This is a genomic window from Rhodococcus sp. IEGM 1379 (assembly GCF_030056815.1).
GTDB lineage: Bacteria > Actinomycetota > Actinomycetes > Mycobacteriales > Mycobacteriaceae > Rhodococcus_F.
Genome location: NZ_JASHKR010000006.1, coordinates 116699 through 131848, shown reverse-complemented (window position 1 = coordinate 131848; position 15150 = coordinate 116699). Strand labels below are relative to the sequence as shown.

General features: G+C 62.5%; 10 protein-coding genes. 7 read left to right on the top strand and 3 right to left on the bottom strand.

Annotated elements, in window-relative coordinates; translation table 11 throughout:
- The first annotated feature begins 6 nt into the window (after positions 1-6).
- Together QM600_RS05980 and QM600_RS05975 are read left to right on the top strand one after the other, a co-directional pair.
- The gene (locus tag QM600_RS05980) at positions 7-816 is read left to right on the top strand and encodes an FAD binding domain-containing protein (RefSeq protein ID WP_283260548.1); all 810 of its coding nucleotides are present in this window, start codon (positions 7-9) and stop codon (positions 814-816) included.
- On the top strand, positions 813-3503 hold the full coding sequence (locus tag QM600_RS05975; protein WP_283260547.1) for a molybdopterin-dependent oxidoreductase: 2691 nt from the start codon (positions 813-815) through the stop codon (positions 3501-3503). The genes QM600_RS05980 and QM600_RS05975 overlap by 4 nt, the downstream gene beginning before the upstream one ends.
- Here the strand turns inward: QM600_RS05975 and lat are convergent.
- Entirely contained in the window at positions 3493-4824 is a 1332-nt protein-coding gene (gene lat, locus QM600_RS05970) for an L-lysine 6-transaminase (RefSeq protein WP_283260546.1), read from the bottom strand. The two genes, QM600_RS05975 and lat, sit on opposite strands and share 11 nt — an antisense overlap.
- Before the next feature lie 66 nt (positions 4825-4890).
- Positions 4891-5355, bottom strand: a complete 465-nt coding sequence (locus QM600_RS05965) for an Lrp/AsnC family transcriptional regulator (protein WP_283260545.1) — start codon at positions 5353-5355, stop codon at positions 4891-4893.
- 30 nt (positions 5356-5385) lie between these two features.
- On the opposite strand from QM600_RS05965, the gene hglS reads away from it, so the two are divergent.
- The 5 genes from hglS to QM600_RS05940 all read left to right on the top strand — a co-directional run bounded on the left by hglS (position 5386) and on the right by QM600_RS05940 (position 14546).
- Entirely contained in the window at positions 5386-6648 is a 1263-nt protein-coding gene (gene hglS, locus QM600_RS05960) for a 2-oxoadipate dioxygenase/decarboxylase (RefSeq protein ID WP_283260544.1), read from the top strand.
- Positions 6645-8150, top strand: coding sequence for an L-piperidine-6-carboxylate dehydrogenase (amaB, locus tag QM600_RS05955; RefSeq protein WP_283260543.1), 1506 nt, complete (start codon positions 6645-6647; stop codon positions 8148-8150). The genes hglS and amaB overlap by 4 nt, the downstream gene beginning before the upstream one ends.
- A gap of 64 nt (positions 8151-8214) precedes the next feature.
- Entirely contained in the window at positions 8215-9219 is a 1005-nt protein-coding gene (locus QM600_RS05950; RefSeq protein ID WP_283260542.1) for an acyl-CoA dehydrogenase family protein, read from the top strand.
- 15 nt (positions 9220-9234) lie between these two features.
- Complete coding sequence (locus QM600_RS05945) at positions 9235-13755, top strand: ATP-dependent helicase (protein WP_283260541.1); 4521 nt, start codon at positions 9235-9237, stop codon at positions 13753-13755.
- Positions 13755-14546, top strand: coding sequence for a DNA-formamidopyrimidine glycosylase family protein (locus QM600_RS05940; RefSeq protein ID WP_283260540.1), 792 nt, complete (start codon positions 13755-13757; stop codon positions 14544-14546). The genes QM600_RS05945 and QM600_RS05940 overlap by 1 nt, the downstream gene beginning before the upstream one ends.
- On the opposite strand, the gene QM600_RS05935 is transcribed toward QM600_RS05940, so the two are convergent.
- On the bottom strand, positions 14533-15102 hold the full coding sequence (locus QM600_RS05935) for a TetR/AcrR family transcriptional regulator (protein WP_283260539.1): 570 nt from the start codon (positions 15100-15102) through the stop codon (positions 14533-14535). The genes QM600_RS05940 and QM600_RS05935 overlap by 14 nt on opposite strands.
- Positions 15103-15150: the final 48 nt, after the last annotated feature.

The window sequence follows — 15150 nt, the reverse complement described above, 5'->3', positions numbered from 1 at the left end:
CTAGCGGTGGACCTGCACACAATCGATCATGTTCTGGTTCCCCGGACTCGGGCGGACCTTCCGGCGCCCTCGGCGGGGATCGGATTCATCGGCGGCGGTACGTGGTTGTACTCCGAGCCACAACCCCAGCTGAGCGCACTTGTCGACCTTGCCGGCCTCGGCTGGGAGCCGATCACCGTCACCGATCGTGGCCTCGAGATTGCGGCCACGTGCACGATCGAGGAATTGTGCCGCGCCCAACTGCCGGCCTCGTTCCGCGCGGCTCCACTGTTCCAGAACTGCGCCGACGCGCTGCTGGCGTCGTGGAAAGTGTTGCGGTACGCCACAGTCGGCGGAAATATCGCGCTCGCTTTTCCGGCCGGCGCCATGACGACGATGGCCGCGGCACTCGACGGCGGCTTGACTATCTGGAGGCCCGACGGGAGCGAATACAGGATACCGATTGCAGATTGTGTGATCGACAACGGCATCAACGCGCTCGGTGTCGGCGAGATCATTCGCGGTATCACCCTTCCCGCGCACGCATTGTCAGCCCGTACTGCGATTCGCAAGCTGGCACTCACAACGCTCGGGCGCTCGTCTGTTCTGATTGTCGGACGAAGGGGCGCAGACGGTTTCACCCTCGCGGTCACGGCGTCAACCCGGAGACCGTACGTACTGCGGTTTACCGAACATCCGAACCCGACGGACGTGGCTGACGCACTTCGTCATCGGATACCGGCAGACGCCTACTTCACGGACGTCCACGGCAGTGCATCCTGGCGCTGCGCGATGACGGCACTACTCGCTGAAGAGGTCCGGGAGGAACTGACATGAAGTACTCCGTCGACGGGGTAGCCCACGACGACGAACCCCGCCCGGGCCAGTGCCTGCGGACGTTTTTGCGTGAACACGGCACCACTTCGGTCAAGAAAGGTTGCGACGCCGGCGATTGCGGCGCCTGTTCGGTACTGGTGGACGGCCGGCCCACCCATTCCTGCATCTTCCCCGCCCATCGCATCGGCGGGCACGCGATAGTCACTGCGGCCGGTCTCGGCGCCCCGGAGAATCTACACCCGACGCAACAAGCGTTTATCGACGCCGGAGGATTCCAATGCGGTTTCTGCACGGCCGGAATGGTGGTGACCACATGTGCGTTCTCCACCGAGCAGAAGGAGAACTTACCGCAGTCGATGAAGGGAAATCTCTGCCGCTGCACGGGGTATCGCTCGATTCGCGACGCACTCGCGGGCACGAGCAACACCGAGCGCTCGGATAACCAGGCAGCACAGGGACGTTCCATTGCAGCGCCGGCATCAGCCCGGATCGTCACGGGAAATGAACCCTTCACCATGGATTTGCGTGCAGGCGATATACCCGCCGGACTCGTACATGCCGCGGTACTCGGCAGCCCGCATCCCCATGCCTACATCTGCGGGATCAACACGGCTGCAGCACGTTCCGCACGCGGTGTCGTAGCAGTATTGACCTACCTCGACAGCCCCGATGTTCTGTTCTCGACAGCCCGGCATGAGGATCGAACCGACGATCCGGACGACACCCGTGTCTTCGACCGCACCATGCGATTCATCGGTCAACGAGTTGCCGCAGTGATCGCCGAGACAGCCCGAGACGCAGAACGTGCACTGGCGCTGATCGAGGTCGACTTCGAGATACACGCTGCAGTCTTCGACCCGACGGACGCACGCTCCCCTACTGCGCCGCTCCTACACGCCGACAAAGACGCCGTGTCCCGGATCGCCGATGCGCAGCGCAATGTTGTTGCCGCACTGCACGAGGGCGTCGGCGATATCGAGGAAGCACTGGCAGGATCTGCTGCCGTCGTCGAAGGAACCTGGAAGACGGCGCGGGTCCAGCACGTAGCGATGGAAACCCACGGATCGGTCGGCTGGCTCGACGCGGACGGCCGCTTGGTCATCCGCAGCAGCACACAGGTGCCTTTCCTGGTGCGCGACGAACTGGCGCACATCTTCGATCTCGATCGGTTGAACGTTCGGGTGTTCGCTACGCGGGTCGGCGGCGGATTCGGCGGTAAACAGGAAATGTTGACGGAGGACCTCGTTGCCCTCGCTGTACTGCGCACCGGGCGGCCCGTGCAGTACGAATTCAGTCGGAGCGACCAGTTCACGATCGCACCGTCGCGGCACCCGATGCAGGTGTCGGTGCGAGTCGGTGCCGACGCATCCGGGCAACTGAGCGCGCTGGCAATCGACGTCCTCTCCGACGCCGGGGCCTACGGAAATCACTCGGTGGGTGTGATGTTCCACGGCTGCACCGAATCGATTGCGGTGTATCGGTGTCCGAACAAGCGTGTCGACGCCGAAGCCGTGTACACGAACAACGTGCCGTCGGGAGCGTTTCGCGGGTACGGCCTCGGGCAAGTCATCTTTGCCGTCGAATCGGCGATGGATCAACTCGCCCGCGAACTCGATATCGATCCCTTCGAGTTCCGTCGTCGCAATGTCGTGGTCCCGGGAGACGATTTTGTGGACTGGCACGTCGAGGACGGCGATCTCGAATTCGGCAGCTACGGCCTCGATCAGTGCCTGGACTTGGTCGAAACTGCACTTTCGAACGGGCGTGGAACAGCGCCCGGATCACCGTGGAAAACCGGTCGGGGCATGGCAATTGCCATGATCGCCACGATCCCGCCGCGCGGCCACTTCGCCGACACCACCGTGACACTCGAATCCGATGGCCGGTACGTGGTGCGAATCGGCACGGCCGAATTCGGGAACGGAACAACCACAGTTCATCATCAGATTGCCGCCACCGAACTTCGGACGAGCGTCGATCGCATCGTGATCGTTCAATCCGATACCGATACCGGAGGACACGACACCGGCGCTTTCGGATCGGCCGGTACGGTCGTAGCGGGCAAGGCACTGTTGATCGCATGCGAACGCCTCCGCGACCGGATACTCACACGCACACAAGCTATCTGCCCGGGTCCGGCAGCACTCGCCGCAGACGGCGTCGACGTCGGAGACCGCCGCATCGATTTCTCGACGTTACTCGAGAGTGGACCGCTCTCGGCCGACGGCTGTCACGACGGAACCCCCCGCTCGGTCTCGTTCAATGTCCACGGTTTTCGGGTCGCGGTAGATACCGCGACGGGCCGAGTGGTCATTCTGCAATCGGTCCAGGCCGCTGATGCCGGAACCGTGCTGAACCCCGCTCAATTGCGCGGGCAGGTGGAAGGTGGTGTGGGACAGGCTCTCGGCGCCGCGCTGTTCGAGGAGATCGTCCTCGAACAGGGTCTCGTGGTCAATCCCACGCTGCGGAATTACCACATTCCACAGTTGGTGGATCTCCCGATAACCGAAGTCCTCTTTGCCGATACCTACGACAAGTTAGGTCCCTTCGGCGCCAAATCGATGAGCGAGGCTCCTGTCAATCCGGTAGCACCGGCGCTGGCAAACGCCATCGCGGATGCCTGCGGCGCAAGGATGTACGCCGTACCGATGACGCCGGACCGGGTCTGGCGGAAACTCAGCGAGTGACTCGGCTCAGAACTCGCTCCACGGCGTCCACTGCTGCGTCCAGCTCACCGATCGTCACGGTCAGCGGTGGACGGAATCTGATGCCTCGAACTCCGGTCGGGAGAATGATCACGCGCTCGTCTTCCCACAATCGGGAAACAACATGGTCGCGTAATTCCTTGGTGTTCAGGGTGATCGCGCACATCAGACCGCGTCCGCGAGGTTCGGTGACGTCATCGAATCTTCCGCTCAAATCCTTGAGCCGATCGAACAGGTGCGCGCCGGTAAGCCGTACCCGATCGATCAAACGATCCCGTTCGATGATTTCGAGAATTCGACGGGCTCTCACCATGTCCGTCAGGTTGCCACCCCAGGTGGAGTTGATTCGCGAACTGACGCGAAACACATTGTTCGGCACCTCGTCTACCCGGCCGCCGGCCATGATTCCACACACTTGAGTCTTCTTGCCGAAAGCCACAACGTCCGGTTCCAACCCCAATTGTTGGTAAGCCCAGGCAGTTCCGGTGAGTCCACACCCGGTCTGAACCTCGTCGAGAACGAACAACGCGTCGTTCTCCCGGCACAGTTGTTGCATCGCCTGCAGAAACTCCGGCCGAAGGTGATGGTCGCCGCCTTCACCCTGGATCGGTTCGGCAATGAAACAGGCTATGTCGCCGGAATTTTCGGCGAATGCTCGCCTTGCCTGCGCGAGGCTCGAGCGCTCCGCAGACGCCACATCTTGCCCATCGGCGAGATACGGCGAAGTGATCCGAGGCCAGGCGAACTTGGGGAACCTCGCAACCTTGCCCGGTTCGGTATTGGTCAGCGACATCGTGTATCCACTGCGACCGTGGAACGCTTCGGTCAGATGCAGGACCTTGGTCCCCAGGTCTGGTGAGAGTCCGGCAGTTTCGTTGAATCTACTCTTCCAGTCGAACGCCACCTTGAGCGCATTTTCGACGGCGAGTGCTCCGCCGTCCACAAAGAACAGGTGTGGGAGAGCGGGATCCCCCAGAACCCGAACGAAGGCGTCCACGAACCGGCCCATCGGCACACTGTAGACATCGGAATTGCTCGGCTTGTTGGACGCAGCCACCGCCAACTCACGTTGAAACGTTTCGTCGTCAGCGATGCCTGGATGATTCATCCCGAGCGCCGACGAACCGAAGAAACCGAACATGTCCAGGAATTCGGTTCCGGTACGCAAATCCACCAGATACACACCGTGCGAACGTTCGACGTCGAGCACAAGATCGAACCCGTCCGTGAGAATGCTGGCGTTCAACACGTCGAACACCGGAAACTCCGTACTGCCGCCCACGCCCTGCATCGCGGTACTCATACGCTCACAATATGTCCGTGTTCCGGCAAAGTCGATGATCGGCAGGAAAAATTACTACAGCTGAGGCTATTCGTCGTAAAAAGTTTGTAGAATAATCGTACTTCGGGTTCCGACATTTGCGACTGTCCGAATCTCCTGCAACAGAGATTCAAGCGCTCGCGGTGATGCGACTCGGACGAGGAGCACGTAACTGTTGTCGCCGGCCACAGAGTGGCACGCCACCACCGCCGGCAGGTGCCGCAGGCGCGCAGGCGCATCGTCGGGCTGAGAAGGGTCGAGAGGGGTGATGGCCACAAATGCCGCCAAGTTCTGACCGACAGCCTCGGGATTTACCTTCGCCGAGTAGCCGCGGATCACCTTGCGGGACTCGAGTCGACGTACCCTCGACTGCACCGCCGAGATCGAGAGACCAGCCTTCTCGGCAAGGGTCGACAAAGTGGCACGCCCGTCCGACACCAATTCTCGGATCAGCAGTCGGTCCGTGTCGTCGATCGGAACAGTAGAATTGTCACCTTGTTCTATTTCGCCCACCCGCGCACATTAACGTAGCAAGGGGCGCACATGACTGAAACATGGCGGTTGCGTTCCCGTTTTGCCGCCCAATTAGGACACATGTACGGGAGTGAAGTCCCCGCGTACAACACTCTCGTCGACGTAACGAGGCAGGTCAATCGCGACTTCGTTGCCTCCTACCCGGGCCTGGAGAACGTGAGCGACCTCGCCCGAATCAGCGCAGAACGACACGGGGCGATCCGGTTGGGGACTCTCGACGAACTACGGGACGCCGCAATTCTCTTCGGCGGGTTCGGAATGTCGCCGGTCGGGTACTACGATTTGCGGATCGCTAACCCTCCGGTCCCGGTGGTATCGACCGCTTTCCGTCCCATCGATCCGACTGAACTCGCGCACAACCCGTTTCGGGTTTTCACATCCGTTCTGGCAATCGCGGATCAACGCTTCTTCGACACCGATCTCCAGCGCCGAATCGCCGCCTACCTTCGCAGACGCACCCTCTTCTCCCCCGAACTACTTCGCCTGGCCCGGGCCGCACACGCCGACGGAGGGTTGCCGGAACCGCAAGCCACACAGTTCGTCGACGCCGCGACACGTGCATTCAGCCTCGGAACCGAACCGATCGACGCAACGTGGTTCCGCGAACTCAGCCGCATCTCGCCCGTGGCCGCCGATATCGCCGGGCAGAGAACAACACACGTCAACCACCTCACCCCGCGAGTACTCGACATCGACGAGTTGTACCGACGCATGACAGCACGCGGCATCACCATGATCGACCGAATTCAGGGACCACCCCGATGGAATGGACCGCCACTTCTGCTGCGGCAAACCTCCTTTCGTGCGCTGGACGAGATCCGCCGCTTCCGGGAGGCCGACGGATCGATCACCGACGGGCCCGTTCGAGTGCGTTTCGGGGAGGTGGAAGCACGTGGCATCGCACTGACACACAAGGGAAGAGACATCTACGACGCCCTGATCGGTTGCACTGAAACCGCGGTGTGGGAGAGCGCATTTCCCACCACCGAGGACGGACTTGCCGAGGCTGATCTGGCGTACTTCACGTGCCGACGCGAGGGTTCGACGACGATACGTGAGCCCATCGTCTACGAGGACTTCCTACCGGCTTCCGCGGCCGGGATCTTTGCATCCAACCTCGACTCCGCCTCCGAATCCGTTTCCGATGCGCTCAGCGCCGATTACGGGCAGGATCAACTCGAGGGCGCAATCGGACGATCGATACTCGATCCCTTCGAGTTGTACCGAAAGCAACAGGACGCCTCCCGTGCCGACCAAAGGAGTGACCCGTGATCCTTCCCGATCCGTCCACCCTCGCCGAGCGTGCACAATCCGCGCTCTCCCGATGCGGAGTCGACTGGCCGACCGGCAATCTCAGTGCGCGCACTCCCGTTACGGGAACCGAACTTCGCACCGTCGCCCAGCAATCCGTTAGTGACGTCGACGCCGCGGCCTCTACTGCACATCAGGCATTTCTGGCCTGGCGCACAGTTCCGGCCCCGACTCGGGGCGCGGTGGTACGGCAGCTCGGTCAACTCTTGAGCGAACACAAGGTCGACCTTGCCGAGATCGTCACACTCGAGGCCGGCAAGGTCACGTCGGAAGCGCTTGGCGAAGTGCAGGAAATGATCGATATTTGCGAGTTCGCCGTTGGTCTTTCGCGCCAACTGTACGGACGGACAATGCCTTCGGAGCGGCCCGGCCACCGGCTGATGGAGACATGGCACCCCCTTGGCGTTGTCGGTGTCATCTCCGCCTTCAACTTCCCGGTGGCGGTGTGGTCCTGGAACACGGCTATCGCTCTGGTGTGCGGCGACGCGGTTGTCTGGAAGCCTTCCGAGACCACCCCGCTCACGGCGCTGGCTTGCCACGCTCTCCTACGACGCGCCCTTGCGGAATGCGGCGCTCCGGCAGAGGTTCACCAACTGGTCATCGGCGGACGAGAGGTCGGCGAACGCCTGGTGGACAACGCGCAGGTCGCTCTGGTGAGCGCCACCGGCTCCGTCCGGATGGGACGCGAGGTCGCGCCGCGGATTGCGGCGAGGTTCGGGCGCAGTCTCCTCGAACTAGGTGGAAACAACGGCGCGATCGTCACCCCGTCGGCGGATCTCGACCTCGCTGTCCGCGGGATCGTCTTCTCAGCCGCCGGAACTGCAGGCCAGCGGTGTACGTCGTTGCGCCGGTTGATCGTTCACGAGTCGATAGCGAATGCTCTGGTCGATCGAATTTCTGCTGCCTACGCGCAACTGCGTGTGGGAAACCCGTTCGACGACGGCATCCTGGTCGGCCCGCTGATCAACGAGGCTGCCTTCGACACGATGGACAAGGCTCTGAAGTCGGTGCGCGCCGAAGGTGGGACGGTCGTCTGCGGCGGCGAGCGCGTCGGAGATACGGGTTACTACGTGAATCCTGCGCTGGTGCGGATGCCGGCACAGAGCGATGTGGTTCGAGCCGAGACCTTCGCCCCGATCCTGTACGTACTGACCTATCGCGAATTCGACGACGCCATCAGGCTCCACAACGAAGTGCCGCAAGGACTTTCATCATCGATCTTCACGCTCGATCATCGTGAAGCTGAACGGTTTCTGGCCGCCGACGGCTCCGATTGCGGAATCGCCAATGTCAACATCGGAACGTCGGGAGCCGAAATCGGCGGGGCCTTCGGTGGTGAGAAAGAAACCGGCGGTGGGCGTGAGTCCGGATCCGATTCATGGAAGGCCTACATGCGCCGCGCCACCAATACGGTCAACTACTCGAATCAGCTACCACTGGCTCAGGGAGTCGAGTTCGGGTAACTCGCCAGGTTCGTGATCGTGAGTTCGCCAGCGCCGTTCGGATCGACCGCCTACGCTTTTCACCGTGACCATGTGGCCCGAACTTGCGCGCGAGATCGCCGATAGCGTCCTATTCCCCGTTGCCGACAGCGTTGACGCGGACGGTGAAATCCCGAGCAGCCATTTCGACGCCCTGGCAGCGGACGGTTTTTACGGACTCGCAGCCCTCGGTGCCGACGGTCCGTCCGCTGCAGAGTTGGTGGACGTCGTAGAAACACTGTGCGGCGGTTGCCTCGCTACGGCATTCACGTGGATGCAGCATCATGGCGTTGTGGGGGCGTTGGCGTCGACCGCCAACGATGCACTCCGCAAGCAGTACTGGGACTCACTCATCACCGGATCCCTCCAGGGTGGGGTTGCCTACGCCGGCGCGATTCCCAACCCACCGCTCCTCTGGGCTCGGCGGGTCGACAACGGATACGTCCTCGACGGCACGGCGCCCTTCGTGACCGGCTGGGGAATCGTGGACATCCTGCTGGTATCGGCCAGAGACGAGTTCGACAATTCCATAGTCCACGCGGTCGTCCCGGCGACCGTCGCACCGGGCCTCACGGTCGAGGTGCTTCCACTGATCGCTGCCCGCGGAAGCAACACCGCGCGTATAGTTTTCGACGGTTTCGAGATCCCGGACGCAGACATCGCAGTGGTAGTCGACGACGAACAGTTCCAGAGCACACAGTTGCCCGGCCTGTGGTTCAACGGAGCCATGGCGATGGGGGTTGCCCGTCGCGCGATGACCGAACTCCACGACCTCGGCGTCGATGTGGACACTTTCACCGAGCAGGCTGCTGCCACTCGCCGCCATCTCGATCTGGCACTGGCGGATCGCGCCGACATGTCTGCTGCCCGCGCCGCCGCGTCCGAACTCGCCGTTCGCGTGGCAGCCGCCCTGGTCACCGCCACCGGCAGTCGCTCGCTGGTGGGTAGCAATACGGCCGAACGTTTGATGCGTGAAGCCACATTCACCCTGGTGGCCGGTACCCGGCCCACGATCAAGACATCTCTGGTCGAGCGTCTTGTCGGTGGGTAGGTGCACTATGGACAGGTGACTGATGTCCTCGAGAGGTTCTCGCGCGCGACACGAGAATGGTTCGACGGTGCCTTCACCGCCCCCACCGACGCTCAACTGGGCGCCTGGGAATCCATTGCCAGTGGCGCGCACACACTTGTTGTCGCCCCCACCGGGTCCGGCAAGACACTGTCGGCATTTCTATGGGCACTCGATCAGCTGGCCGGTCACGACGGCAGTGACCGCACCACCAAGGTCCTCTACATTTCGCCGCTCAAGGCCCTCGGTGTCGACGTCGAACGTAACCTCCGGGCTCCGTTGGTCGGCATCACTCAAACAGCCAAACGACTCGGACTCACGCCGCCGGAAATCACTGTCGGTGTCCGCTCGGGCGATACTTCTCCTGCTGATCGCCGCTCACTGATCAAGCGGCCACCGGACATCCTGATCACGACCCCGGAATCCTTGTTCCTGATGTTGACATCGGCTGCCCGAGAAACCTTGTTCGGTGTCGATACCGTCATCGTCGACGAGGTACATGCCGTCGCGGGCACCAAACGCGGTTCGCACCTCGCTCTCTCCCTCGAACGCCTCGACGCCCTGCTCGAGCGGCCGGCCCAGCGAATCGGGCTGTCCGCCACCGTACGTCCCCACGAAGAGGTCGGACGATTCCTCTCCGGTTCCGCCCCCATCCGCATCGTGGCCCCTCCCGCCGCCAAGACTTTTGATCTCACGGTCCGAGTACCCGTCGAGGACATGACCGAACTGGGAATCGCCACTCCGTCCGACGGTTCCGAATCCCCCACGCCCCAAGCAGGTTCCATCTGGCCGCACGTCGAAGAGCAGATCGTCGACCTCGTACTGGAGCATCGTTCGTGCATCGTCTTCGCCAATTCACGAAGGCTCGCCGAGCGGTTGACGGCGCGTCTCAACGAGATTCATGCCGAACGCACCGGCGTAGTGGTCGACAAGATGCCTCGTCCACCGGCACAGATCGGCACTCCGACCGAGGTCAACTTCGGCGCCGAACCATTGCTTGCTCGTGCCCATCACGGTTCCGTCAGCAAAGATCAGCGCGCCCTCATCGAGGATGATCTCAAGTCCGGACGATTGCGCTGCGTCGTCGCGACCAGCAGCCTCGAACTCGGAATCGACATGGGTGCTGTTGATCTCGTCATTCAGGTAGAGGCGCCACCGTCGGTTGCCAGCGGACTGCAACGCGTCGGCCGCGCCGGTCACCAGGTCGGCGAGATCTCACGCGGTGTGGTGTTCCCGAAACATCGCACCGATCTCATCCACTGCGCCGTCACTGTCGAGCGCATGGTCGAAGGCAAGATCGAAGCCCTTGCCGTCCCGGCCAATCCGCTTGACATTCTCGCCCAGCAGACGGTTGCCGCGACGGCCCTCGAGCCCATCGACGTCGACGACTGGTTCGACATGGTCCGCCGAAGCGGTTCGTTTGCAACACTTCCCCGTTCCGCCTACGAGTCCACCCTCGATCTGCTGGCCGGCCGCTACCCGTCGGACGAGTTCGCCGAACTACGCCCACGCCTGGTCTGGGATCGCGAAGCCAACACCCTCACCGGGCGTCCCGGCGCCCAGCGTCTGGCCGTCACCTCAGGCGGCGCCATCCCCGACCGTGGCCTCTTCACGGTCTACATGGTCGGCGAGAAGTCTTCTCGTGTCGGCGAACTCGACGAAGAAATGGTCTACGAATCCCGCGTCGGAGACGTCTTCGCGTTGGGCGCGACCAGTTGGCGGATCGAAGAGATCACCTTCGATCGCGTCCTCGTCAGTCCCGCCTACGGTATGCCGGGGCGACTCCCGTTCTGGCACGGCGACGGTTTGGGGCGCCCGGCAGAACTCGGCCAGGCCTTGGGACAGTTCGTCCGTGAAACCTCGCTGGGTAACGAGGCCGATGTCGTCGAGCGCTGCCGCGTCGGCGGCCTCGACCACAACGCCACCACCAACCTGATTCAACTGGTCAACGAACAGAAAAACGCGACCGGCCAGGTTCCGTCGGATCGCACGTTGGTGGTCGAACGGTTCCGCGATGAACTCGGAGATTGGCGCCTGGTTCTCCACTCTCCCTACGGCCAACGGGTCCACGCCCCGTGGGCACTGGCTATCGGTGCGCGGTTGCAGGAGCGGTACGGCGTCGACTCGAGCCCCACGGCGTCCGACGACGGCATCATCATCCGCCTACCCGATACCGAGAACGAACCTCCCGGCGCCGAACTGTTTGCGTTCGATGTCGACGACATCGAGGATCTGGTGACACAGGAGGTAGGCGGTTCCGCACTCTTTGCCTCCAGATTCCGTGAATGTGCCGCTCGCGCATTACTTCTCCCCCGCCGAAATCCCGGAAAACGCGCACCCCTGTGGCAGCAGCGTCAACGCAGCGCCCAACTCCTCGACGTGGCCCGCAAGTTCCCGACGTTCCCGATCCTGCTCGAGACGGTGCGTGAATGCCTCCAGGACGTCTACGACCTTCCGGCCCTCAAAGAACTCTTCGGCAAGATCGCGAAGCGGCAGATCCGGATCGTCGACGTCGAGACCGCGTCACCGTCACCGTTCGCCAGTGCACTGTTGTTCAACTATGTCGGCGCGTTCATGTACGAGGGCGACAGTCCGCTCGCCGAAAGGCGCGCTGCCGCACTTTCTCTCGACTCGACCTTGCTGGCTGAACTTCTCGGCCGCGTCGAACTCCGTGAATTGCTCGACGGCGCCGTCATCGAGACGGCCGAACGTGAACTCCAAAGGCTTGTTCCGGAGCGGAAGGCAAAAGATCTCGAAGGTGTTGCCGATCTTCTGCGGATGCTCGGTCCACTGACCACCGAAGAAGTTTCTGCCCGCAGCCTCGAAGATCCCGTGGCCTGGCTCGAGAAGTTGGTCGCTGACAAACGCGCCCTTGCGGTTTCGTTTGCCGGGCAGCATTGGTGGACGGCAATCGAGGATGCCGCTCGCCTGCGCGACGGACTTGGCGTGCCACTTCCCATCGGAGTACCCGCCGCGTTCATCGAGCCTGCGGATCAACCGCTCGAAGACCTTCTGAGCCGATACGCCCGCACCCACGGTCCCTTCATACTTGCCGACGCGGCCGCACGATTCGGCGTCGGAGTGTCCGTGGCACGCGATGTCCTCGGGCGACTCGCCTTGGAGAAGCGAGTGCTGGAAGGCGAGTTCCGACCTGGCTCCGCCGGCAGCGAATGGTGTGACGCCGAAGTTCTGCGGCGATTGCGTCGACGCTCACTCGCCGCCGCCCGCCAAGAAGTCGAGCCGGTCAGTACCGCGACGCTGGGCCGCTTCCTGCCCAGCTGGCAGCACGTGGGCGGAACCCTTCGCGGCATCGACGGCGTCGCAACAGTGATCGATCAGCTTGCCGGAGTTCCCATTCCGGCGTCGGCACTCGAATCCTTGATCTTGCCCAGCCGTGTCACCGACTACTCGCCGGCTCTGCTCGACGAACTGACGTCGACGGGCGAGGTCCTGTGGTCGGGGTCGGGAGCCATCTCGAGCAAGGACGGATGGATAGTTCTGCACCCGGCGGATCTTGCTCCCATCACCCTCAATCCCCCGGCCGATACCGACGTTTCGGACTTGCAGCGACAGGTCCTTGATCTGCTCACCGGCGGTGGCGCGTACTTCTTCCGACATATTGCCGACGCACTCGAAGCGACCGACGACGGCGCCCTCACCACGGCGCTGTGGGAGTTGGTGTGGCTCGGACACATCGGCAACGACACTCTCGCACCGCTCCGCGCACTGCTGTCCGACACCACCCGAACCACAACAAGCCACCGGATCCCCCGACGCGTTCCCCGTGCTCGTCCGTATCGCGGAATGATGCGTCCTGCCGTGCCCGCGCGTACCGGACCAGCCACCGCTGCGGGGCGATGGTTCCTGTTGCCGCCCGCAGAACCTGACCCCACCGTCCGCGCCCACGCCACAGCCGATCTCCTTCTCGAACGCTACGGCGTGGTGACTCGCGGCAGCGTGGTCAGCGAGAACGTCCCCGGCGGGTTCGCACTGATCTACAAGGTGCTCAGCACTTTCGAGGACAACGGCCGAGCCCGACGCGGATATTTTGTCGATACCCTGGGCGGCGCCCAGTTCTCGACCCCCGCCGTCGTGGATCGGTTGCGGACGTTCGGAGATTCCATCGAAGGCCGTCATACCTCCTCTGCCACGGTCACTCTCGCTGCCTGCGATCCCGCCAACCCCTACGGCGCAGCACTGCCCTGGCCTGGGTCCAGCGGCGAAGAATCACCGGGACACCGACCGGGCCGCAAAGCCGGTGCTCTGGTCGTGCTCGTAGATGGCGAATTGGCGCTCTTTGTCGAGCGTGGTGGCCGAACCATCCTGACGTTCACCAATGACAGCGGTGTACTCCGCACGGCAGCAACGTCTCTGGCACAGATGGTCAAGCATCGTGCCGTCGAGAAACTGGTGGTCGAGAAGGTAGACGGAGCAACGATTCACGGCAATGATTTTGCGTCGATTCTAGTCGAAGCGGGTTTTGCGGCAACCCCGCGCGGATACCGGCTGAGATCCTGATGCCCGAAGGCGATACCGTCTGGCAGACGGCACATGCACTGCGCGCGGCACTCGAAGGAAAGATCCTGACAGCCTGCGACGTTCGGGTTCCTCGATACGCCACTGTCGACCTGACGGGCACTCGCGTCGACTCCGTCGTCAGCCGAGGCAAACACCTACTGATTCGGGTCGACGACGCATCCATCCACACACATCTCAAGATGGAAGGTGCGTGGCAGATCTACCGCACCGGCGAGCGGTGGCGACGCCCCGCACATCAAGCAAGGATCATTCTTGCCACCGAAGATGCTGTTGCAGTCGGCTTTTCGCTCGGAATTACCGAGATTCTCGACCGGAACCAGGAGGATTCCGTGATCGGGCACCTCGGACCGGATCTGCTGGGACCCAACTGGAACCCCACCCAGGCGCTGGCCAATCTGCGCGCCGTCGGCATACAACCGATCGGAACAGCACTACTCGATCAACGCGTCCTGGCCGGACTGGGCAATATCTATCGGAACGAAATCTGTTTCCTCCGTGGACTTCACCCCCGAACTCCTACAGCGGATGTTCCGGACCTCGACGCTGTGGTCGATCTTTCGTTCCGCATCATCGATGCCAACAAGACCCGTCGAGTTCGGGTTACCACGGGCGATACCCGCCGCGGACGAGAAACGTGGGTGTACGGCCGCGCCGGAAAACCCTGCCGTCGGTGCGGAACTCGTATCCTCGACGACCTACTCGGACCCGATCAACTCACCGAGCGACAGATCTTCTTCTGCCCGTCGTGCCAACCGGCTACGCGTGATTAGCCCTCGTGAGCAAACGGACGCAGTGCGCGACAAAGCGTTCACGGTCGATGTCGATGCTGCCGTCGAGGTAACCGATGAACAGTAGGAACAGTGCGCCCACCAATCCGACGGCAACCAGTTGTTTGTCCACCGCATCACTGATTTCGGAAAGTTGGGCGTACACCAGATCCACGAACGCCGGCATCGACTCAATTCCGCGGCCGGTGAGAACCGGCTCCGAGAACGGAGCGATCAACAGCACTCGACCCATTGCCGGATCGTCGACCATCAACTTCACGAAGGCATCCACCGCCGCCGTTGCCACTGCTTCCGAATCGGTCGCGGTGGCCACTGCTGCGACCAGTGCCGATTGTGCGCGCTCTGCAACAAAGGAGTGAACCGACCGCACGTACTGATCCCGGTCGGTGAAATTCTCGTAGAAGTACCGCTCCGTGAGCCCGGCCGCTCTGCACACTGCTCGCACGTTGACGGCTGATCCGTCGACAGCTCCGAGAAGCGTCACGCCCACGTCGAACAGCGTTGCCTTTCGTATTGCACGCCGTTCTTCGATACCCACGCTTGCCCCGATTCCTTGACTACTGGTGTTGCCGATCCTAATCTGACA